Source organism: Rhizobium fabae (assembly GCF_003985135.1).
Classification (GTDB): domain Bacteria; phylum Pseudomonadota; class Alphaproteobacteria; order Rhizobiales; family Rhizobiaceae; genus Rhizobium; species Rhizobium pisi.
Genome location: NZ_ML133648.1, coordinates 65,841 through 86,305 on the forward strand (window position 1 = coordinate 65,841; position 20,465 = coordinate 86,305).

Genomic DNA, 20,465 nt, shown 5'->3' on the forward strand with positions numbered 1-20,465 from the left:
GATCTACTCCTTCGACTCCTGCTGGCTCTGGAAGCGTAGGAAAATCACAGCCAAAGCGATCGTCAGAGTCGTTTGCACGACCGCGATGGCTGCGGCATAGCCGACGCGTTGCGTTGTGAAGAAGTGGTAGTAAGTCAGATAAGATGGCACCAGGGTGGAATTGTCGGGGCCGCCGGCGGTGATGACAAAGATTGGCGCAAAGACCTTAAGCGCTGCGATCAGCGTGGTCAGCACAACGACGAAAATCTCCGGCGCCAGGAGTGGAATGGTGAGTGTCACCAGCCGGCTCCACCAGTTTGCCCCGTCGAGGTCGGCAGCCTCGTAGAGAGAAGGGTCGATGCGCGAAAGACCGGCCATGAAAACCACCAGACAATAGCCGACCTGTATCCAGACAATAACGAGCGAGACGGAAGCAAGCGCGTATGTCGCATCGCCGATCCAGTTCTGGGCGAGATTATCAAGGCCGATGGCCTTGAGCGTGATGTTGATGACACCGACGGGATTGAGAATCCAGCCCCAGAGCACGCCCGCGACCGTTACGGGCAGAATCTGCGGTAAGTAAAAACCGGCCCTGAAGAAGCTCGAGACCCATTCCCCGAATTGGTCCCTGACGTAGTCGAACAGCAGAGCGGCCAGCACCAGGCCGATGCACACAGGTATCACGGTCATCGAGACGATGAACAGCAGCGTGTGATACATCGATCCCCAGAATTGATCGTCCGTAAGCAGGCGATGATAGTTCTGCAGGCCGACCGGTCGCGGCGTGCCAACGCCTTTCCATGCCGTGAAACTCAGCCCGATATTAGCAAGCTGCGGTATGAGCACGATCAGAATGAAGCCGATCGCCCCCGGGATGAGGTAGAGGCTATAGCTTCGAGAACCGTCGCTCGATCGCTGGCTGGATATGGCCATATTATTCTTCCTTCAGCCTCCCAGAATGGGCTGCGCCAGAGGCGCAGCCCAGCGTTCAAGGTCGCGCTACTGATTTTCCTGCGCGTCGTCGTAAACCTGCTTGATCTGTTCGACGAACTGTTCCGCAGTCAGACTGCCCTGGAAGAGACCGGTATCCTTCTGATTGAGCACGTCGTAGTAGCCGGGGACCGGCCAGTCAGGATAGAAGCCGAGGCCGTTTTTGTCAGAGATCTGCTTGAAAACCGCTGCGGCGTTCTTGCCAATGGGGTTGGTGATGGCGGAAAGATCAGCGGCGATCGGCACGCCGCCGGCATTGCCGAGTTCAGCTTGGTACTTCGGCGACAAGGTCAGGCTGATCCACTCGGCGGCGAGATCGGGATTCTTGCTACCCTTGGGAACGACCCAGAGATTGCCTGTCGAGCCGACTGAAAATTTCGGCGTCGGAATGACGAACTGACCCCACTTGAAGTCCTTGATGGTGGAGGCAAAGGTCCCAAGATTCCACGTGCCCGAGACGTACATCGGTGCCTTGCCGGAGGTAAAGAGCAGAGCTGCGTCCGGGTCCTTCATGCCCGTGGAGTCCTTGTTGATGTAGCCCTTGCTGACCCAGTCGACCAATGTCTGCGCCGCATACAGGTAGGGCGCGCCGTCGAGGGGGGTCTTCAAACCCTGATAGTTCTGGACCCAGGCGTCATCGGCCTTGGTGTAGGCGAGAGAGGCAAGCAAGTGCTGGCCACTGGTGTCGATGGCACCGAGCGCGAGAGGCGTGAGACCCTTCTGCTTGAAGGCTTCCAAGTCAGCGACCCACTCTTCGAGCGTCGTCGGCGGCTTGAGGCCTGCCTTTTCGAACATGTCAATATTGTAGAAGCACGAAACATATTCCCCGAAGACCGAGACGCCCCAAACAGGGCCGGAGCCATAGATGCCCTTTTCGTCATAACGGCTTAGGACAAAATCGCCTTCGTTAAGGATCTTGTCCCAGCCTTCCTTCTTCACATAGGCATCCAGATTGGTCAGCAATCCCTGGCTTGCAACCAAGCCAGCGGTCGCATTGCCCTTGTTGTACTCGAGCACGTCGGGGGCCTGATCGGAATTGAGGATCATGCCGCCTGAGGCCTGCAACTGCTGAAAGGTCTTCTGCTCGAAGCTGACGTTAATGTCCGGATGTTTCGCCTTGAACTCCTCGAGCGCCTTCTTCCAGACAATGCCCTGAGCCGTGGTCGGCTCCTCGAACCACCAGATCTTGAAGGTCTTCTGTTCGGCATGGCCGATCGATGTCATCAGCATCGCCGTGCCGAGTGCTAGCGCAAGTGTTGCAATTCTTTTCATGCTTTCCTCCCAAAAAAGCGGCTGCGCCGCGAAAAGACCAAGTAGTCAGTCATGGCGCCCCGCCGGGCCTCCCAGCCCGGCGGGGCGCATCTTAGGCGGTTGATCAGGGATCAACAATGAAATCTCCGCCCCGGCATTTCTTTAGATAGTTGAGCCCGTGAACCTGGCCAGTCATTTCGAGTTCGTCGCGATAGACTGGGTCGTGCCAGCCTTCGATGTCGATCGAGCCCGACCAGCCGGCAAGGCGCAGTTCGGAAATGATGTCGGTCCAGTTGCTGTCGCCGAAGCCCGGCGTGCGCATGAAGACGAACTTCTCCTTGCCGAAGATGCCGTGTTCCTTGATGACCTCCCAGCGGATGGTCGCGTCCTTGCCGTGGACGTGGAAGAACTTGTGCGCCCATTTGCGGATCTGCGGCAAGGGGTCGATCAGATAGACCATCTGATGACACGGTTCCCATTCCAGTCCGATGTGGTCATCCGGCGTCTCGTTGAAGATCAGTTCCCAGGCATCGGGATTGTGCGCGATGTTCCAGTCGCCACTTGCCCAGTTGCCGTCCATGGCGCAATTTTCGAAGGCGATCTTGATGCCCTTGTCGGCGGCGCGCTTGGCGAGTTCGCTCCAGATCTGCTTGTAGCGCGGCAGGCTGTCGGTCAGCGGCTTGCCGCGGACGCGGCCGGTGAAGCCGGCGACGCAGGTGGCGCCGAAGTGGTGGGCATTGTCGATGCAGTCCTTCCAGCCCTGCAGGGTCTCCAGGTCGATTGCGTCTTCTTCCAGCGGGTTGCCGAACATGCCAAGCGTCGAAATGGTGATGTCGCGGTCGCCGATCGCATCGAGGCAACGCTTGCCGAGTTCGGCGAGGTTCTGGCCCTTCGTCGTCTGCCAGAAGAAGGGTTCGAAGCTCTCGAAGCCCAGGTCGGCAATCTGGCCGATGCGCGCGGCGGCATCGCCCTTGTTGCCGCTGACCATGGTGCCGATGCGAATGGATTTTGCAGGGTTGCTCACGTCACTTCATCCTATGCTGAAATTTCGATGCGCCGGCCGCTCTTGGCGCTTTCGATCGCGCCGAAGACCATGGCAAGGCTTCTGATATTGTCGGAATTGACGGTCTCTGGCTGTTTGCCGCTGCGGATCGCCGCGATGAAGTCGGCGATGACGCTGGCGTGGCCGTGGGTTTCCCCGTCACGTTCCGGACCGGGAACGTTTACGCAAGTAACGCCACGCAGAAGGCCGGGCTCTTCGCCGGCAATGGCCGCCTTGAAGCCTTCCTCGCCGTCCCAGGTGAGCATTCCTTTCGAGCCGACAAGCCGCCACTGGCTTTCCCAGCTGGTGCGCTCGCCCTCGGCGCACCATGAGCCGCGATAGGTGAAGACGACGTCGTCGGAAAATTCGAAGATGGCATTGGCCGAAGCGCCGTGCCTGTACCAGGAACCCTTCGGATTGCGCTCGACGCAATAGACGGCGAGCGGCTTCTTATCCGCAACGTAGCGTGCCGCATCGAAAGTGTGGATCGCCATATCGAGAAGCAGCACATTGTCCATCTCATCGCGGAAGCCCCCGAAATGCGGCGCGAGGAAGAAGTCGCAATGGATGCCGGTGAGTTCGCCGATCGCCCCACTCTCGACGAAACGGCGCAGGCGCCGGATGCCCGATATGAAGCGGCGGTTCTGGATGACAGCGTGAATGCGGCCGGTTTCTGCCGCGAGATCGATCAGCGCGGCGCCCTCGGCAAGTGAAGCAGCCATCGGCTTTTCGCTGAGTACGTGGCAGCCGGCCTTGAGAGCCGTCGAAACGACGTCGTAACGAGCGGACGGGATGACGATGTCGAAGACCAGGTCGGCCTTCGTCGCGGCGATGACCTCGGAGAGGTCCGAACCAATGACGGCACCCTCAAGGCCGAACTCGGCTGCGAGGTTTTCCGCGGTCTCCCGGTTCAGGTCAACGAGGCCGACGATGGCGATGGAATCTGCCAGGACGGGGTTGGACGCAATGGCGCGCAACCAACCTTTGGACATAGCTCCGCACCCGCACAAAATGGCTCTGAATTTCACGATTTCCTCCGAGGGAATGGCGCCAACTCTCCTGGTGACACGCACTCCGTAAACGTTTACGAATGTAGGCGGAAATATTTTGAGATGTCAATAGAGGTCGATGCGAAAGTGCGGATCGGAGGAAAATCGTCAGCAATGACAGGGATTCGCCAGCTTGCCGAACACCTGGATATTTCGATCGGCACGGTCTCCCGCGCGCTGAACGGCAAACCTGACGTGAACGAGGAAACCCGCCGGCGCGTGCTGGCTGCGGCCGAGGAACTTGGCTATGTCGCCAACCAGTCTGGGCGGAGCCTGCGGCAAGGAGAGACGAAGGTCATCGGGTTGATGATCGAATCCAGCAAAGAGACGGTTGAGAATGCCGACAACTTCTTCCTCGGCGTCACCAGCGGTCTGCAGAGCGTCTTTGCCCGCCACAAGCTCGACCTCGTGATGCTGCCCTGCCCGAGCGATGAGGACCCGCACGAATATCTGAAGCGAATGGTGGCGCGGCGCATCGTCGATGCGATGATCATCTCGGATACGCAACGCGTCGACCGGCGTATCGACTTTCTATCGCGGGCCAAGATCCCCTTCGTCGCGCTCGGCCGCAGCCTTTCGGCCGGGAATTTTCCATGGATCGATCTCGATTTCGAGGGCGTGGCCGATCACGCGGTCGAACGGCTGATTGCGCGCGGCCACCGTCGGATCGCGATCACCGCGCCGTCGAGCGAAGCCAATCTCGGTTATCTCTTTGTCGGAAGCTATCGCCGCGCGCTCGAGCGACACGATATTGCCTTCGACCCGGCTCTCGTCATCCGTGTCAAGTCGAGCGAGCAGGGCGGCTATCAGGCGGCCCATGAACTGCTGCAGCTCGAAGAGCGGCCGACGGCGGTGATCCTGATCTATGAGCTGATGGCGATCGGCCTTTACCGCCGCCTGATGGAATCGGGCATCCTGCCTGGCCGCGACCTTGCTGTGATTGGCTTCCGCGACGCTCCGCGCGCACGGTTCCTGCAGCCGTCGCTGAGCTGCTTCCGAATTTCGCTGTACGATCTCGGCGTCGATCTCGGCCGGATGCTTCTCGCCAACATGCCAGCGTATCGCGATTTCTATCCGGACAGCGGCCGCGACATCATCTGGCCCCTCGAACTGGTGCCGGGAGAAAGCGACGCGTTCGATGTCGGGGCCATAGTCTGAAGGCGGTTGGTTGGGTATAGTCCCTGCTTGATGGAGAGTGGGTGGTTTCGATGAAAATGTCTTTCATGACCGGCGCAGCCTTCAACCGGAATCCGAGCAACGCGAAGAAGGAAGCGAGCGCTCGGCCGCTGCTGATCACTGCTCGCGGCGAAGTAGCCTATGTCCTTGTCAGCTATGCTGAATTTCAAGCGAACTGGACAGCGCCGAAGACGCTGTTTGAGGCATTGCGCGATCCCTCCGGTGATGAAAGGGAATTCGAAGCCGCGCGGCTGGGCTTCAACAACAGGATCGTCGAATTCTGACGGCTACTTGTATCGTCTTTCCGCGCGGGGCTGCCCGCAGCGTGTTACCTACCGGTGGCGAAAAACCGGTTTTCCGGCCGCGGCAATCCGAGGTGTTCGCGCAGCGTCGTGCCCTCGTATTCGCTGCGAAAGAGGCCGCGGCGCTGAAGCTCGGGAACCAGCCGTTCGGTGACGTCGAAGAGACCCTGCGGCAGGTAGGGGAAGACGATGTTGAAGCCATCAGAACCCTCCTCATCCAGCCACCGCTCCATCTCGTCGGCGATGCTGGCCGGCGTACCGACGAAGGCAAGGCCGGCATAGCCGCCGTAGCGCTGGGCCAGCTGACGCACGGTCAGATTTTCTTCCGCAGCAAGCTTCAGCACCTGCACCCGACCAGTCTTGCTGGCATTGGTGTCGGGAATATCTGATGGTAGCGGCGCGTCGGGATCGAAGCCGGACGCATCATGGCCGAGCGCGATCGAAAGCGAGGCGATGGCACTGTCGTAATGGACCAGGCTGTCGAGCGTGGCGCGTTTGGCGCGCGCTTCCTCGATGCTGTCGCCGACGATGACGAAGCCTGCCGGCAGAATCTTCAGGTGATCGCGGTCACGGCCGATCGCTTCCATGCGACCCTTGATATCGGCATAAAGCGCCTTGCCGGCGGTAAGATCGCGCGGCGAACAGAAGACCATCTCGGCGGTTTCCGCGGCAAGCTGGCGGCCGGGGTCCGACTGGCCGGCCTGGACGATGACGGGCCATCCCTGCGGCGGCCGGGCGATATTGAGCGGTCCGCGCACGCTGAGTTCCTCGCCCTTGTGCCCGAGCACATGCATCTTCTCCGGATCGAAGAATAGGCCGCTTTCCCGGTCGCGAATGAAGGCATCGTCGGCGAAGCTGTCCCAGAGCCCGGTCACGACATCGTAGAATTCTCGCGCCCGGTGATAACGCTCGCCATGCTCCACATGTTCGTCCAGCCCGAAATTGAGAGCCGCATCCGGGTTCGATGTGGTGACGATGTTCCAGCCGGCGCGGCCGCCGCTGATATGGTCGAGCGAGGCGAAGCGGCGGGCGATGTGATAGGGCTCGTCGAAAGTGGTGGAAGCGGTGGCGACAAGGCCGATGCGCTCCGTCACCGCTGCCAGCGCCGACAGCAACGTGAAAGGCTCGAAGGAGGTCACGGTGTGGCTGCGCCTGAGTGCTTCGACCGGCATGTTGAGCACGGCGAGGTGATCGGCCATGAAGAAGGCGTCGAATTTCGCCCGTTCCAGCGCCTGCGCGAAGGACTTCAGATGCGCGAAATTGAAATTGGCGTCGGGGTAGGAACCGGGATAGCGCCACGCGCCGGTGTGCAGGCTGACGGGACGCATGAAAGCGCCGAGGCGCAACTGCCGTGAACGAGTCATGACTTTCCTCATGGATCGGGCAAGGCGGCGGCCTGCCCCGCATTGGCGTTCTGTCTGGAACCGCTGCGGCGACGCATCGGATAGCGGTTACGTAGGAACTCGCCGAATTCAAATCGAGGCCGGCTCCGCTAATTTCCGGTAGCGATTTCGGCGCTTTTCCGGCCACGTTTTCGCAAAACCGCCGGACCGAGACACTAATCGCGGCAGCCAGAAGCCGATAAGCAAACACATTTTATTTTCGACCACATCTATAGAATTTGTACTCTTATCTCGGCGTTCGATTTCTTTCACCGATAGCATCGTCAGAATTGGAGACATCGATGAACACCGTGCTGAGGCAAGCAGACCAGATCCGGCCCGTGGCCGCCCGTATCGGCAGTGACGAGGAAGCGATTGCAACCGCCCGCAGACTGGCGGCACAATTTGCCGCGCGCGCCGCCGAGCGCGATGCCGACCGGATCCTGCCGTTTGCCGAACTCGACCTTCTCGCACAGTCCGGACTGCTCGCGATCACGGTGCCGGCCCAATATGGTGGGCTCGACGTCTCCAATGCGGTGCTCGCCGAGATTACCGCGATTCTGTCGGAGGCGGACGGTTCGATCGGCCAGATCCCGCAGAACCATTTTTATATTCTTGAGGCGCTGAGAACCGACGGCAGCGAAGAGCAGCAGCGCTATTTCTTCGGGCGCGTGCTGGCCGGCGATCGTTTCGGCAATGCGCTGTCCGAGCGCGGCACCAAGACGGTCGGCCATTACAACACACGCATCACCCGCGACGGTCCGGGCTACCGGATCAACGGCCGCAAATTCTATTCCACGGGCGTGCTCTTCGCCGACTGGATCACCGTCTTCGCGCTCGATCCGGAGGATCGGCTGACCATGGCCTTCGTGCCGAAGGGCACCGAAGGCGTCGAGATCGTCGACGACTGGGACGGTTTCGGCCAGCGCACAACCGGCAGCGGCACTACGATCCTCGACAATGTCTATGTCAGCGCCGATTCCGTCGTCTCTCACCACAAGGGTTTCGAGCGGCCGACGACGATCGGTTCCGTCGGCCAGATCATTCATGCTGGCGTCGATCTCGGTATCGCGCGGGCGGCTTTCGCCGAAACGCTTGAGTTCGTCAGGACGAAATCGCGCCCCTGGATGGATAGCGGCCTCGACCGTGCCTCCGACGATCCGCTGACCATCGCCAAGATCGGCCAGACCGCCATCCGGCTCGAAGCCGCAACGGCTCTTGTCGAGCGCGCCGGCCACAAGGTCGATGCCGCGCAGGTCGAGACGACGGATGAAAAGGTGATCGCGGCGACGCTTGCGGTCGCCGCGGCGAAAGTGCTGACGACAGAAGTAGCGATCGAGGCTGCGAATACGCTGTTCGAGCTTGCCGGAACCTCGTCCGTGCAGGTCGGCCTCAATCTCGACCGCCACTGGCGCAATGCCCGCACCCATACGCTGCACGATCCCGTTCGCTGGAAATACCACGTGGTCGGCAACTACCATCTGAACGGCGTGACGCCGCCGAAAAACGGCGCGCTCTGACACTTCCATTCCTCCCAAACAAAAACCCCATTGCCGGCCCGGCAATGGGGTTTTTCATATTCGTGGGAGGTGCGGTCGTATCAGCTGTAGAGACTGACCTCCGGTATCTTGTCGTTCAGCACGAATTCGCCGACTTCCTTGGCCTTGTAGAAGACCGGGTCGTGCAGCGTGTGGGTGCGGACATTGCGCCAGAAACGGTCGAAGCGGTATTTGTCGGCCGTCGAGCGTGCGCCGGTCAGCTCGAAGACGCGCGAGGTGATATCGAGCGAAACATGCGTGGCGTGCACCTTGGCTGCATAGGCTTCCGCCGCCGCCTCGCCGCGCTCGCGCGCGGTTACATCGCGGCCGCGGGCAAGACCTGCCTGCACGGCAGTGGCCGCGTTGTCGGCAAGAGCCGTCGAGGCCTTCAGCGCCGCGGTGAATTCGCCGACGCGTTCGAGGATATAGGGATCGTCCGCTGCTCGCTCGACGCCGGAGGTGAGCCAGGGCCGGGTCGTCGTTCTGACGTAGTCAACGGCCGCCTGCAGCGCACCTTCGGCGGTGCCGAGGTAGAAGTTGACGAAGACCAACTGGATGAACGGCGTGTTGAAGGTCGAGAGCACGGGCGGTGCCGCATCGGGTGCGGCGGGCGCACCGACGAAGTCCTCCTCATAGACGGGGAAGTCGCGGAACTCGACGCTGCCGCTGTCGGAGAGGCGCTGGCCGATATTGTCCCAGTCGTCATTGGCGATATAGCCGGGACGATTGGTCGGCACGGCGAAACCGGCGATCTTGTCGTCGAGGGCCGCATTGGCGTTGATATATTCGGAGACCCGCGCCGCCGTGGAGAAGGATTTGCGCCCGTTCAGCACATAGCCGTTGCCGCGCCGGGTGAGCGTCAGCCCCGGATCGCGCGGATTGACGGCCGCACCCCAATAGAGGTTCCTGGCGACCGTCTCGCTGCCCAGCGCATGGGCGCGCGCCGCATCGAGCGCCCAGTAAATATACTGGCTGTTGACATAGTGATAGCCGAGCAACTGGCCGATCGAGCTCTCGCCGCGGGCAAGAATGCGCACCAGCTTCAGCCCATCGACCCAATCGAGGCCACCGCCGCCGATCTCGCGGGGATGCAGCGCATTGAGCAGCCCGGCATTCTTTAACTTGACGATCTCGCCAAGCGGCGGGCGGCCTTCGCGGTCGAGATCTGCGGCGCGCCTGGAAAGATCGGCAGAAATATCCTCAGCACGCGCAAAAAGGTCTTCTCGCGTCGGGTTGCGGCTGGCCGCAAAGACGACATTGGACTGGCTCATGGACGGGGCTCCAATTCTCCAAAAAGATGATCCGGCGGGAACCGAGGCTCCCGCCGGAAGGATCGAGGGTGACCTCCTCAAAAAAGCTTGTCCGGAATCCAGCTTGCGGTTGCCGCATCGCTTGTGCTGAAGGCCGGGATCTTTGCCGCCAGGTCCTCGATCGTCTTGACGCCGGCGGCGCGCAGGCTCTCCTGCGTCAGAAGCGTCGGCTTGATCGTGATCTGGTGGGGAACCGCCTGGCCGGCGATTTCGAGGGCTGCGGCGCGGATGGAGACGGCGCCGACGACGGCAGGATTGGTCGCGACGGTCGCAACCCATGGGCTGCCTACCTCGGTGATTTCCTGAATATCGGCTGTCGAGACGTCGGCCGAATAGATCTTAAGCTTGCTTGATATGCCGAGGCCATTGGCGGCAAGCTTCACGCCGCGGGCGAATTCGTCATAGGGGGCGAAGACGACCGAAATATCGGGATTGGCGGTGAGCGCGGCCTTCGCCTGGTCGGCGGTCGAGGTCGCCGTCGTGTCGCTGACGTTGCCGAAGCGGGCCTTTTCGACGACGCCCTTATTGTCCGACTTGAACTTGTCCCAGACCTCGTTGCGGCGGTCGAGCGGCGCGAAGCCCGCAACATAGACGTAGCCCGCTTTGAAGTCCTTGCCGTTGTCCTTCGCCACCTGCTCGAGAGCCAGCGAGGCAAGCTCGTGGTCGCTTTGCTCTACCTGCGGGATCTTCGGATTGTTGAGGTTGACGTCGAAGGCTACGACCTTGATGCCCTTGTCGAGGGCCTGCTGCACGACGTCGCCGAGCGATTCCGGCAGGCCGTGATCGATGACGATGCCGGAGACGCCGAGATTGATCGCCTGCAGGATCTGCTCACGCTGCTCGGCGGCGTCCTGCCGGCCGGGGAAGATGCGCAGGTCGATATCGAGCGCCTTGGCCTGGGCTTCTGCGCCCGCCTGGTAAGCCTGGAAGAAGTCGCCGGCCGAGATGTAGCTGATCAAAGCTACCTTGACGCCGCCCTTATCGAAGGGGGCTGGAGCGCCGGACAGGCCGTCGGCTTTGGCGCCTTGAATGAAAATGAGCGGAATGACGGCGGCAGACAGTGCAAGCCGTGCGAGGGATTTCATCGTCGCGTTCCTTCTAGCAAACGAAAGCGTCGTCTGACAGGTCCGACAGCCCTCGCGACGCGTCGGATTATTTAGATATAATCTCTATGTTTTTAGTAGAGTAAATGATCCGATTTTGCGGGCTGCGAGAGATTCTTTGTTTCGCCAGCACCGCCCGCCGGGGAAATGCGTGCCTGGAAATCGACCGTCCGGACAGGGCACACTCCGGCTACGAATGCAGTCCCGGACATGAACGATGCCCCTTCTTCACGTTAAAGATATTACCCGCAGTTTCGGGTCGACGCGGGCGCTTGCCGGCGCTGGTCTTTCGATCGAGCGTCGTGAGATCGTGGCGTTGATGGGCGCGAACGGCGCGGGAAAGTCGACGCTGGTGAAGATCCTGTCCGGCGTACTTCCAGCTGATGGTGGCACGATCACTCTCGATGGCCACCCCTTTGCGCCGCGCAGCCCGGCCGAAGCGGCAAAGGCCGGCGTCGTCACCGTGCACCAATCGACGGATTTGGTCGGTGCGGCCGGCCTGGACGTGGCCGATGCCTTGCTGCTCAACCGGTTCGCCGATCGCAGCATGCCCTTCTTCGTCTCGCGGGCCGGCATCCGACGCGCCGCGCAGGCGATGCTCGATGCCGCCGGCTTCAGCCTGCCGCTCGATCGTGATTTCGGCGAGCTCTCCAGCGCCGACCGGCAACTCGTGGCGATTGCCCGGGCGCTCGCTAACCGCGCCGATCTCCTCATCCTCGACGAGCCGACGGCGAGCCTTTCCGGAGAGGAAAGCCGGCGCCTCTTCGATATTCTGCTGAGGCTTCGCAATCGGGGTCTGGCGATCCTTTATATCTCGCACCGCACCGCCGATCTCGAAGCGATCGCTGACCGCGCGCTCGTCATGCGTGGCGGCCGCGTTGTCGGCACCTTCTCGCGACCGATCGATTTTTCGAGCGCCATCGAGACGATGATCGGCCGCAGACTGGATGCCGCCCGGCCGGATGCGCGACCGGCGACCGGACCTGCGATTTTCGAGATGCGCGATATCAGCCTGCTGCCTGCAAGCGCGACCTTCGATCTGTCGCTGCATGAGGGCGAGGTGGTCGCGGTAACAGGCGTGCTCGGCGCGGGCAAGAGCCGGCTGCTCCAGGCGATCTTCGGCGTGACGGCGCTTGCTGGCGGCCAGATGTTCCTCGACGGCCGGCCGTACCGGCCGAAAAACCCTGGTGAAGCGATCGCCGCAGGTGTCGCCATGGCCGCCGAAGACCGTCATTGTTCCTCGCTGATGCCGCCGGCATGGCCGGGCCATTCGCTATCGGCGACGATCAGCCTGCCGCATCTTGGCAAATGGTATCCCAGTGGTTTCCTTGTCGGCGGGCGTGAAAGACGCGAGGCCGAACAGGCAATCGCCCGTCTCGGCATCAAGGCGGCCGGTCCCCTCGCCTCGGTCTGGTCGCTCTCCGGCGGCAACCAGCAGAAGGCGGTGATCGCGCGCTGGGAGGCGGAGCCGAGCCGGCTGCTGCTACTCGACGAACCCTTCCAGGGCGTCGACGTCGGCGCCCGTCACGATATCATCCGGGCAATCCGCGCTCGCACCGACCGGGCGACGCTGATTGCGACCTCCGATCCGGAGGAGGCCTATGAAGTGGCCGACCGCATCCTCGTCATCGACCACCACGTGTTGAGGCCGGCGGCAGACGGCGTCGCTTTTCATTCTGCCATCCAGGGAATATCTGCATGACGACGGTCGATAACGACACCCTTCCACAGGCAAGCGCCCGGCCAAAGGCACTGCAGCAATCAGGCAGCAGCCGTCTCGCCGCCCTCGGAGCGTTCCTCCGGGCGGGCGCGGTGTTTATCCTGCTTGCGGCTCTCGTCGTCGGCTTCACCATCGCCGAGCCCGCCTTCATCAATATCGCCAATCTGATGAGCATACTGCAGGCGGTGTCCGTCGTCGCCATCCTCGGCGCTGGCGTCACCGTCACGCTCGCCGTCGGCGGTTTTGACCTGTCGATCGGCGCGGTCGCCGCGTCGGGCGTGATGGCGGCGAGTTACGCCATGATCGTCTGGCACCTCGATGCCTATGCGACGGTGCCGCTGGTGCTCGCCTTCGGCGCGCTCGTCGGCCTCGTCAACGCCTTCCTGATCGTGCGCCTGAAGGTGCCGGATCTCCTGGCGACGCTGGCGATGATGTTCCTGCTTTCCGGCCTGCAGTTGATCCCGACCGCCGGCCGATCGATCTCGGCGGGCCTTACCCTGCCCGACGGATCGAAGGCGACCGGCGCCTACGACCCGGCCTTCCTGCTGATCGGGCGCTACAGCATCTTCGGCACCCTGCCCGTTTCCGTGGTGCTGATGGTGGCAGTCGCCGTTCTCCTCTTCATCCTCACCGAGCGCACGCGCATCGGCCGGCTGCTGTTTGCGACCGGCGGCAACGAGGTCGCCACCCGGCTTGCCGGCGCTTCGACCGTCAGGCTGAAAACGCTCGCCTATGTCCTGTCGGGCACGCTGGCATCGCTCGGTGGCATCGTCATTGCCGCCCGCGTCGGGCGTGGCGACGTCTCCTCCGGCGGTTCGCTGCTGATGGATTCGGTTGCGGCCGCACTGATCGGCTTCGCCGTCCTCAATCTCAGGCGTCCCAACGTGCTTGGCACGATTGCCGGCGCCGTCTTCGTGGGCGTGCTCTTGAACGGGCTCACCATGCTGAACGCCCCTTATTACACCCAGGATTTCGTCAAGGGCGCCGTGCTCGTCGGAGCCTTGGCGCTGACCTACGGCCTCGGCCGCAGCAATCCCTAATTCCAAGGAAGAAAACATGACCCGCCAAATCAGGCTGAACGCCTTCGACATGAATTGCGTCGGACACCAGTCGCCGGGGCTCTGGCGCCATCCGCGCGACAAATCCTGGACCTACAAGGATCTCGACTACTGGGTGCACCTGGCAAAGACGCTGGAACGCGGCAAGTTCGACGGACTGTTCATTGCCGACGTGCTCGGCGTCTACGACGTGCTGAACGGCAATGTCGATGCCGCGCTTCGCCATTCGGCGCAAGTGCCGGTCAACGATCCGCTGCAGCTCATCCCGACCATGTCCTACGAAACCGAACATCTCGGCTTCGGCCTGACGGCATCGCTCTCCTTCGAGCATCCCTATACTTTCGCCCGCCGCATCTCGACGCTCGACCACCTGACCAAGGGCCGCGTTGGTTGGAATATCGTGACCTCCTATCTCAACAGCGGCGCGCTCAATATCGGCCAGCCGGCGCAGACGAAGCACGACGACCGCTATGATCTCGCCGAGGAATATCTCGAGGTCTGCTACAAGCTCTGGGAGGGAAGCTGGGAGGACGATGCCGTCGTCCGCGACCGGGAAACCGGCATCTTCACCCATCCCGATAAGGTCCACCCGATCCGCCATTCCGGCAAGCATTTCAACGTGCCCGGCATTCACTTGAGCGAACCTTCTCCACAGCGCACGCCGGTGCTTTACCAGGCCGGCGCTTCCAGCCGCGGCAAGGATTTCGCCGGCGCCCATGCCGAATGCATCTTCGTCGCGTCTCCGTCGAAAGCCGTGCTGAAGCGCTACGTCGCCAATGTCCGCGAGGCGGCCGAACGCGTCGGCCGCAACCCGCGCGAAATCCTCGCCTTTAACCTGCAGACCGTGGTGCTTGGTGAAACGGATGCGGAGGCGCAACGGAAGTTCAACGAATACCGCAAATATGCCTCCTTCGAGGGTGCGCTGACGCTGATCTCCGGCTGGACCGGCATCGATTTCGGCCAGTTCGGGCCGGATGAGGTGCTGCGGCACCGCCATACCAATGCGGTGCAATCGGCCGTCGAGACCTTCACGACCATCGATCCCACCAAGGAATGGACGGTGCGCGAGATGGCCGACTGGGTCGGCATCGGCGGTTTCGGCCCTGTCTTCGTCGGCTCGCCGCAGACGGTCGCCGATCTGATGCAGGAATGGGTCGAGGATACCGATGTCGACGGCTTCAATCTTGCCTATGCCGTTACACCTGAGAGTTTCGAGGATGCCGCCGATCTGCTCGTCCCGGAGCTGCAGAAACGCGGCGTCTACAAGACCGAATATGCCAAGGGCACGCTGCGCGAAAAGCTCGGGGGAGCCGGACCGCGGCTTACCGCGCCGCATCCGGGCGCCGGTTATCGCAATCTCTTCGCCGAGCCCAGGCGCCAAGCCGCCAACGGTTGAAAAAATAATGGCTGGGTGACAAAAAAGTGTCTCGCCCAGCCTGACCATTCGAATTTAATTTCTATGATTATCGGCATTTCGCCCTGAATATGGGCATTCGAATTTTCGGGCGATCAGGAGGGGTCATGACTATTCCAGAAATCTCGCGGCGCACGTTGATGAAGGGCACCGCCCTGCTGCTTGCCTCGACGGCGCTTGCCCGACAGGCGCTGGCGCAGGATGCGCCGAAAGGCGGCCGGTTGATCGTTGCGGCCGATTCCGAGCCAAAGAACCTCAATCCGGCCATCGTCGCTTCGAATGGGGTCTTCTTCGTTGCGAGCAAAGTAATCGAGCCGCTGGCCGAAGCCTCCTTCGACGGCAAGGACGGGCTCTCGCCGCGCCTTGCGACCTCCTGGGAGGGTTCGGCCGACGGCCTTTCCGTGACCTTCAAGCTGCGCGATGGCGTTACCTGGCACGACGGCAAGCCGTTCACTTCTGTCGATGTCGCCTTTTCCGCGCTCAACGTCTGGAAGCCGCTGCAGAATCTCGGCCGTCTGGTCTTCGCCAACCTCGAAGCCGTCGATACGCCTGACGATTACACCGCCATCTTCCGTTTCTCCAAGCCGACGCCGTTCCAGCTGATCCGCAATGCGCTGCCTGTCGTGACAAGCGTCGTTGCCAAGCATATTTTCGACGGCACCGATATCGCTACCAACCCGGCCAACAACACGCTGGTCGGCACCGGCCCGTTCAAGTTCGCCGAACATAAGCCCGGCGAATATTACCGGCTGACGCGCAACGAGAATTATTGGGACAAGGACCAGCCGAAACTCGACGAGATCGTCTTCCGGGTATTGCCCGATCGCGGATCGGCGGGTTCCGCGCTCGAAGCCGAGGAAATCCAGCTCGCCGCCTTCTCGGCCGTGCCGCTCGCCGATCTCGACCGCATCTCGAAGGTCGCTGGCATCAAGGTGATTTCGAAGGGCTATGAGGCCCTGACCTACCAACTCGTCGTCGAGATCAATCACCGACGCAAGGAACTGGCCGATCTGAGAGTCCGCCAGGCGATCGCGCATGCGATCGACAAGAAATTCGTGGTCGATACGATCTTCCTCGGCTACGCCGCCGCCTCGACAGGCCCGGTGCCGAAGAATGCGCCGGAGTTCTACACATCGGATGTCGCGACCTATGATTTCAATCCCGGCGCCGCCAACGACATCCTCGACAAAGCCGGATACACCAAGGGGCCTGATGGTAACCGCTTCACGCTGAAGCTCCGCCCCGCGCCCTATTTCAACGAGACTCGCCAGTTTGGCGACTACCTTCGTCAGGCGCTTGCCGCGATCGGCATCAATGCTGAGATCGTCAATGCCGATGCGGCCGCGCATCTGAAGGCGGTTTATACCGACCATGACTTCGACCTCGCGGTCGGCCCGCCGGTCTTCCGCGGCGATCCGGCGATCTCCACCACCATTCTCGTCCAGTCCGGCACCCCTGATGGTGTGCCCTTCTCCAACCAGGGTGGCTACGCCAATCCGGAGCTCGACAAGATCATCCAGCAGGCCTCGGAAACCATCGATACCGCGGCGCGCACCGAACTCTATCGCAAGTTCCAGCAGCTCGCGGTCGCCGACCTGCCGCTGATCAACGTTGCGGAATGGGGCTTTATTACTGTTGCGCGTGACACTGTGCTGAACGTCTCGAACAACCCGCGCTGGGCGGTTTCGAACTGGGGCGATACCGCGCTGCAATCATGATAGGATCGGCGGCAATTCTCTTCCAGAGGCCCTGTCCGGCGTGAAACGAGCCATCATCCTCCTGAGGCGCAGGGCGATCAGCAGCATTCCGGTGCTGCTGATCGTGGTGATTTTCACCTTTTTCCTGCTTGAGTCAGCCTCGGGTGATGCCGTCGACGCCTATCTCGGCTCGATCGGCGGTGGCGATGCGGCGCTGGTGCAGTCGCTGCGAGAGAGCTATGGCCTCGACCGCTCCATGTTTGCGCGCCTCTGGCTTTATCTCTCCTCGCTGGGGCGGCTCGATCTCGGCTGGTCGGTCGCCTTCAACAGGCCGGTCGGCGCGCTGATTGCCGAACGCCTGCCCAATACGCTGCTCCTGATGGGCAGCGCCACGGCACTCTCCTTCGGCCTCGGCTCGGCGCTTGGCATCCTTGCCGGCGCGCGGCCGGGTAGCCTGCGTGACCGGCTGCTCTCGATCGGCTCGCTGATCGTCTATGCCATTCCGAGCTTCTGGCTCGGCCTGGTTTTGAGCATCGTCTTTTCGGTGAAGTTGCGCTGGTTTCCAATTGCCGCTATCGAGACGATCGCTTCGGGAAAGACAGGATTTTCGCGCGCGCTCGACATTGCAGATCATCTCGTTCTGCCGGTCGGCGCTCTCGCGTTGATCTATCTCGCTCTGTTCCTGCGCGTGATGCGCAGCGGCATGGCCGAGGCCTGGAAGCTCGATTTCGTGCTGTTTGCCCGCGCCAAGGGCCTGTCGCGGAGCCGGATCGTGCTGCGCCATGTGGCGCGCAACGCGCTGCTGCCCCTCGTCACCATGCTCGGGCTGCAATCGGCGGCCATGCTCGGCGGCAGCGTGGTGATCGAAAGCGTTTTTGCGATCCCGGGTTTTGGGCGGCTGGCGCAGGAGGCGGTCAATGGCCGCGATGCGCCTCTGCTGATGGGCATCGTCGTCACCAGCGCCGTCCTCGTCATCTCGGTCAATTTCCTCGTCGATCTCGTCTATGCCGCGCTCGACCCTCGCATCGGCGCTTCGGAGGGCAGCGTATGAGCCGCCTGCAGCGCCTGCTGAGCCAGCCGGAAGGCGCGGTCGGGCTTGCGATCCTTTTCATCCTGGTTGTGGCCGGTCTGCTCGCTCCGGTCATCTCACCGGGCGATCCGCTGAGGATTGCCGGCCGTGCCCTGCTTGCGCCGTTCACCGACCCGGCTTCACCGCTCGGCACTGACCGGCTCGGCCGCGACGTTCTGGCGGGACTGCTCTATGGCGCCAGAACCTCGCTTGCCGTCGGCCTCGCAGCGGCGTTTTCCGCCATGATCCTCGGCGTCTGCGTCGGCATGGTGGCCGGTTTTGCCGGCGGGCTCGTCGATGAGGCGCTGATGCGTGTGGTCGATGCGTTCCAGATCGTACCGGCCTTCCTGCTCGCTCTTGCCTTTGTCAGCACCATCGGCGTCTCGACGCCTGTTATCGTTCTTGCCATTGCGCTCGGCACCTGGGCTGACCCGGCGCGGCTGACGCGAGCGCAGGTACTGGCGATCCGCGAGCAGGATTACGTCGCCTCCGCAAGGGTGATCGGTATGCATCCAGCCGAGATCGCCTTCCGGGAGATCCTGCCGAACGCATTGCCGCCGGTGCTGGCGCTTTCGGCCACCATCGTCGCCGGGGCGATCCTGACCGAGGCAGCGCTGTCCTTCCTCGGCCTCGGCAATCCCAACATCGCCACCTGGGGTTCGATGATCGCCGAGGGCCGCAGCGTGCTGCGTTCGGCATCCTATCTCTCCGTCATACCGGGCGCAGCACTCGCCGTGACCGTGCTCGGCGTCCATCTCTTCAGCGAAGGCCTCGGCAAGGCGCTTGGCGATGACGGTGCGAGGGCGGCATGAGCGACATTTTCTGCAGCCTGCGGCAGCTTTCGGTCACCTACGGGCACGGCGCAGCCGCACTCGACCGCATCGATCTCGATATTGCCGCCGGCGAAAGGCTGGCAATCGTCGGCGAAAGCGGCTCCGGCAAGAGCACGTTCGCCCGCGCCCTCGCCGACCTGCTGCCTGAGAGGGCGAAGGTCGGCGGCGAGATGCTCTGGCCCGCACTCGGCCATCCGCCCCGCCCCGGCCGCGATTTCGGCTTCATCTTTCAGGACCCAGGTTCCAGCCTCAACCCCGTGCTCACGATCGGCGAGCAGATCGCCGAAGGCGCCAGGCGCCATCTCGGTCTTAACTGGAAACAGGCCTATGCCAGGGCCGAGGAATTGCTTGGACGGGTGCGGATGCCGCAGCCTGACAAGGTGATGAGGGCCTTTCCGCATCAGCTTTCCGGCGGCCAGCGCCAGCGCGTGGCCATCGCGGCGGCGATCGCTGCGAAACCTCAGCTGCTGATCGCCGACGAGGCGACCAGCGCACTCGATGTCGTCGTCCAGGCCGAGATCGTCCGCCTGCTCGACGGGCTGGTGCGCGAGGATGGCATGACGTTGCTCTTCATCACCCACGATATCGCGCTCGCCTCCGGCTTCGTCGATCGCATCGCGGTCTTCCGCGATGCAAGGCTGGTCGAGGCCGGCCCCGTCCGTTCGGTGCTGTCGGCGCCGCAGAGCGACTATACCGCCGAACTCATTGCCAGCCATCGTGATCTCAGAACGCCGCCGTTGATTGCGAAGGCGGCGTCATGAGCGATGTGCTGCTTTCCATCGACAACCTGTCGAAAGGTTTTTCCTCCTCCGGCCGCCGGGTCGCCGCCCTCGAGAATGTGTCGCTGACGATCGCGGCCGGCGAGACGCTCGGCATTGTCGGTGCCTCCGGCAGCGGAAAGTCGACCCTGTCGCGCATCCTGCTGCGCCTTCTTGCTGCCGATGCCGGCGCAATCCGCTTCGAAGGAGAGGATTGGCTTGCCCTGAGCGGCGCAGCGCTTCGCCGCAAACGGGCACAGATGCAGATGGTGTTCCAGGATCCGCTCGCCGCTTTCAATCCGCTGGCGACCGTGGGTGCTGTGCTGGACGATCCGCTGCGCATCCACGAGGTTGTCCCAAGGCACCGCCGCACCGGCGAGATCGCGATGCTTCTCGAACGCGTCGGCCTGTCTGCCGATTATGCCGGTCGTCCTGTGCGGTCGCTTTCCGGTGGCCAGCGCCAGCGTGTGGCGATCGCCCGGGCGATTGCAACGCGGCCGTCGCTGCTGGTGCTCGACGAAGCGGTTTCTGCCCTCGACGTGACCGTGCGCGGCAGGATTCTGGAGCTTCTGGTCGAGCTGCAAAGGGAACAGGGCATTGCCTGTCTCTTCATTTCGCACGATCTTGCCGTCGTCCGCGCCGTCTCCCACCGCATCGCCGTTATCGACAATGGGCGGATCGTCGAGACCGGTCCGGCGACATCGGTCGTTGTCGCGCCGCAATCCGATGCCGCCCGCGCGCTTGTTGCCGCCGTCCCCCGTCTCGTGACCGATCCGTTCTGAAGGAGCAGTCGT

18 protein-coding genes are annotated in these 20,465 nt (G+C 62.4%); 11 read left to right on the top strand and 7 right to left on the bottom strand.

Annotation, left to right across the window (positions count from 1 at the left end):
• Positions 1-3: 3 nt before the first annotated feature.
• The 4 genes from EFB14_RS08940 to EFB14_RS08955 form a co-directional block, all read right to left on the bottom strand.
• Complete coding sequence (locus EFB14_RS08940; protein ID WP_125847903.1) at positions 4-912, bottom strand: carbohydrate ABC transporter permease; 909 nt, start codon at positions 910-912, stop codon at positions 4-6.
• 66 nt (positions 913-978) lie between these two features.
• Positions 979-2,241, bottom strand: a complete 1,263-nt coding sequence (locus EFB14_RS08945) for an ABC transporter substrate-binding protein (RefSeq protein ID WP_125847901.1) — start codon at positions 2,239-2,241, stop codon at positions 979-981.
• A gap of 103 nt (positions 2,242-2,344) precedes the next feature.
• Positions 2,345-3,244: a sugar phosphate isomerase/epimerase family protein gene (locus tag EFB14_RS08950; RefSeq protein ID WP_125847900.1), complete on the bottom strand. Its 900-nt coding sequence runs from the start codon at positions 3,242-3,244 to the stop codon at positions 2,345-2,347.
• Positions 3,245-3,255: 11 nt separating this feature from the next.
• The gene (locus EFB14_RS08955) at positions 3,256-4,290 is read right to left on the bottom strand and encodes a Gfo/Idh/MocA family protein (protein WP_126824609.1); all 1,035 of its coding nucleotides are present in this window, start codon (positions 4,288-4,290) and stop codon (positions 3,256-3,258) included.
• Between the two features lie 135 nt (positions 4,291-4,425).
• On the opposite strand from EFB14_RS08955, the gene EFB14_RS08960 reads away from it, so the two are divergent.
• Both EFB14_RS08960 and EFB14_RS08965 read left to right on the top strand, forming a co-directional pair.
• Positions 4,426-5,469 carry a substrate-binding domain-containing protein gene (locus tag EFB14_RS08960; RefSeq protein WP_125847896.1) on the top strand — a complete coding sequence of 348 codons (1,044 nt, stop codon included), beginning with the start codon at positions 4,426-4,428 and terminating at the stop codon, positions 5,467-5,469.
• Positions 5,470-5,534: 65 nt separating this feature from the next.
• A complete protein-coding gene (locus EFB14_RS08965) occupies positions 5,535-5,771 on the top strand; it encodes a type II toxin-antitoxin system Phd/YefM family antitoxin (protein WP_245438222.1) in 237 nt (78 codons plus the stop codon).
• A gap of 44 nt (positions 5,772-5,815) precedes the next feature.
• On the opposite strand, the gene EFB14_RS08970 is transcribed toward EFB14_RS08965, so the two are convergent.
• Positions 5,816-7,153: an LLM class flavin-dependent oxidoreductase gene (locus tag EFB14_RS08970; protein WP_126824612.1), complete on the bottom strand. Its 1,338-nt coding sequence runs from the start codon at positions 7,151-7,153 to the stop codon at positions 5,816-5,818.
• Positions 7,154-7,473: 320 nt separating this feature from the next.
• Between EFB14_RS08970 and EFB14_RS08975 the strand changes: the two genes are divergently transcribed.
• Positions 7,474-8,691: an SfnB family sulfur acquisition oxidoreductase gene (locus EFB14_RS08975; protein ID WP_126824615.1), complete on the top strand. Its 1,218-nt coding sequence runs from the start codon at positions 7,474-7,476 to the stop codon at positions 8,689-8,691.
• An 80-nt stretch (positions 8,692-8,771) separates the two neighbouring features.
• Here the strand turns inward: EFB14_RS08975 and EFB14_RS08980 are convergent, their stop codons facing one another.
• On the bottom strand, positions 8,772-9,980 hold the full coding sequence (locus tag EFB14_RS08980; protein WP_125847888.1) for an acyl-CoA dehydrogenase family protein: 1,209 nt from the start codon (positions 9,978-9,980) through the stop codon (positions 8,772-8,774).
• Positions 9,981-10,057: 77 nt separating this feature from the next.
• Entirely contained in the window at positions 10,058-11,104 is a 1,047-nt protein-coding gene (locus EFB14_RS08985) for a substrate-binding domain-containing protein (protein WP_126824618.1), read from the bottom strand.
• 235 nt (positions 11,105-11,339) lie between these two features.
• Here EFB14_RS08985 and EFB14_RS08990 point away from each other — a divergent pair, with 235 nt between their 5' ends.
• From EFB14_RS08990 to EFB14_RS09025, 8 genes are all read left to right on the top strand, one after another.
• A complete protein-coding gene (locus tag EFB14_RS08990; protein WP_126824621.1) occupies positions 11,340-12,824 on the top strand; it encodes a sugar ABC transporter ATP-binding protein in 1,485 nt (494 codons plus the stop codon).
• Positions 12,821-13,882 carry an ABC transporter permease gene (locus EFB14_RS08995; protein ID WP_125847882.1) on the top strand — a complete coding sequence of 354 codons (1,062 nt, stop codon included), beginning with the start codon at positions 12,821-12,823 and terminating at the stop codon, positions 13,880-13,882. Before EFB14_RS08990 ends, EFB14_RS08995 begins: the two co-directional genes overlap by 4 nt.
• A 16-nt stretch (positions 13,883-13,898) precedes the next feature.
• Positions 13,899-15,296, top strand: a complete 1,398-nt coding sequence (locus EFB14_RS09000) for an LLM class flavin-dependent oxidoreductase (protein WP_125847881.1) — start codon at positions 13,899-13,901, stop codon at positions 15,294-15,296.
• 125 nt (positions 15,297-15,421) lie between these two features.
• Positions 15,422-17,032 carry an ABC transporter substrate-binding protein gene (locus EFB14_RS09005; protein ID WP_125847879.1) on the top strand — a complete coding sequence of 537 codons (1,611 nt, stop codon included), beginning with the start codon at positions 15,422-15,424 and terminating at the stop codon, positions 17,030-17,032.
• A gap of 40 nt (positions 17,033-17,072) precedes the next feature.
• Positions 17,073-18,062, top strand: coding sequence for an ABC transporter permease (locus tag EFB14_RS09010; RefSeq protein WP_126824624.1), 990 nt, complete (start codon positions 17,073-17,075; stop codon positions 18,060-18,062).
• Positions 18,059-18,892, top strand: a complete 834-nt coding sequence (locus tag EFB14_RS09015; protein WP_125847875.1) for an ABC transporter permease — start codon at positions 18,059-18,061, stop codon at positions 18,890-18,892. The genes EFB14_RS09010 and EFB14_RS09015 overlap by 4 nt, the downstream gene beginning before the upstream one ends.
• Positions 18,889-19,674, top strand: a complete 786-nt coding sequence (locus EFB14_RS09020; protein WP_125847871.1) for an ABC transporter ATP-binding protein — start codon at positions 18,889-18,891, stop codon at positions 19,672-19,674. Before EFB14_RS09015 ends, EFB14_RS09020 begins: the two co-directional genes overlap by 4 nt.
• Positions 19,671-20,453, top strand: a complete 783-nt coding sequence (locus tag EFB14_RS09025; RefSeq protein WP_125847869.1) for an ABC transporter ATP-binding protein — start codon at positions 19,671-19,673, stop codon at positions 20,451-20,453. Before EFB14_RS09020 ends, EFB14_RS09025 begins: the two co-directional genes overlap by 4 nt.
• The last annotated feature ends 12 nt before the right edge of the window (positions 20,454-20,465 follow it).

Bases quoted from the DNA above. Each gene is read 5' to 3' on its own strand.
- EFB14_RS08940 (WP_125847903.1), bottom strand. From the start codon at position 912: ATGGCCATATCCAGCCAGCGATCGAGCGACGGTTCTCGAAGCTATAGC.
- EFB14_RS08945 (WP_125847901.1), bottom strand. From the start codon at position 2,241: ATGAAAAGAATTGCAACACTTGCGCTAGCACTCGGCACGGCGATGCTG.
- EFB14_RS08960 (WP_125847896.1), top strand. From the start codon at position 4,426: ATGACAGGGATTCGCCAGCTTGCCGAACACCTGGATATTTCGATCGGC.
- EFB14_RS08965 (WP_245438222.1), top strand. From the start codon at position 5,535: ATGACCGGCGCAGCCTTCAACCGGAATCCGAGCAACGCGAAGAAGGAA.
- EFB14_RS08970 (WP_126824612.1), bottom strand. From the start codon at position 7,153: ATGACTCGTTCACGGCAGTTGCGCCTCGGCGCTTTCATGCGTCCCGTC.
- EFB14_RS08975 (WP_126824615.1), top strand. From the start codon at position 7,474: ATGAACACCGTGCTGAGGCAAGCAGACCAGATCCGGCCCGTGGCCGCC.
- EFB14_RS08980 (WP_125847888.1), bottom strand. From the start codon at position 9,980: ATGAGCCAGTCCAATGTCGTCTTTGCGGCCAGCCGCAACCCGACGCGA.
- EFB14_RS08985 (WP_126824618.1), bottom strand. From the start codon at position 11,104: ATGAAATCCCTCGCACGGCTTGCACTGTCTGCCGCCGTCATTCCGCTC.
- EFB14_RS08990 (WP_126824621.1), top strand. From the start codon at position 11,340: ATGCCCCTTCTTCACGTTAAAGATATTACCCGCAGTTTCGGGTCGACG.
- EFB14_RS08995 (WP_125847882.1), top strand. From the start codon at position 12,821: ATGACGACGGTCGATAACGACACCCTTCCACAGGCAAGCGCCCGGCCA.
- EFB14_RS09000 (WP_125847881.1), top strand. From the start codon at position 13,899: ATGACCCGCCAAATCAGGCTGAACGCCTTCGACATGAATTGCGTCGGA.
- EFB14_RS09005 (WP_125847879.1), top strand. From the start codon at position 15,422: ATGACTATTCCAGAAATCTCGCGGCGCACGTTGATGAAGGGCACCGCC.
- EFB14_RS09015 (WP_125847875.1), top strand. From the start codon at position 18,059: ATGAGCCGCCTGCAGCGCCTGCTGAGCCAGCCGGAAGGCGCGGTCGGG.
- EFB14_RS09020 (WP_125847871.1), top strand. From the start codon at position 18,889: ATGAGCGACATTTTCTGCAGCCTGCGGCAGCTTTCGGTCACCTACGGG.
- EFB14_RS09025 (WP_125847869.1), top strand. From the start codon at position 19,671: ATGAGCGATGTGCTGCTTTCCATCGACAACCTGTCGAAAGGTTTTTCC.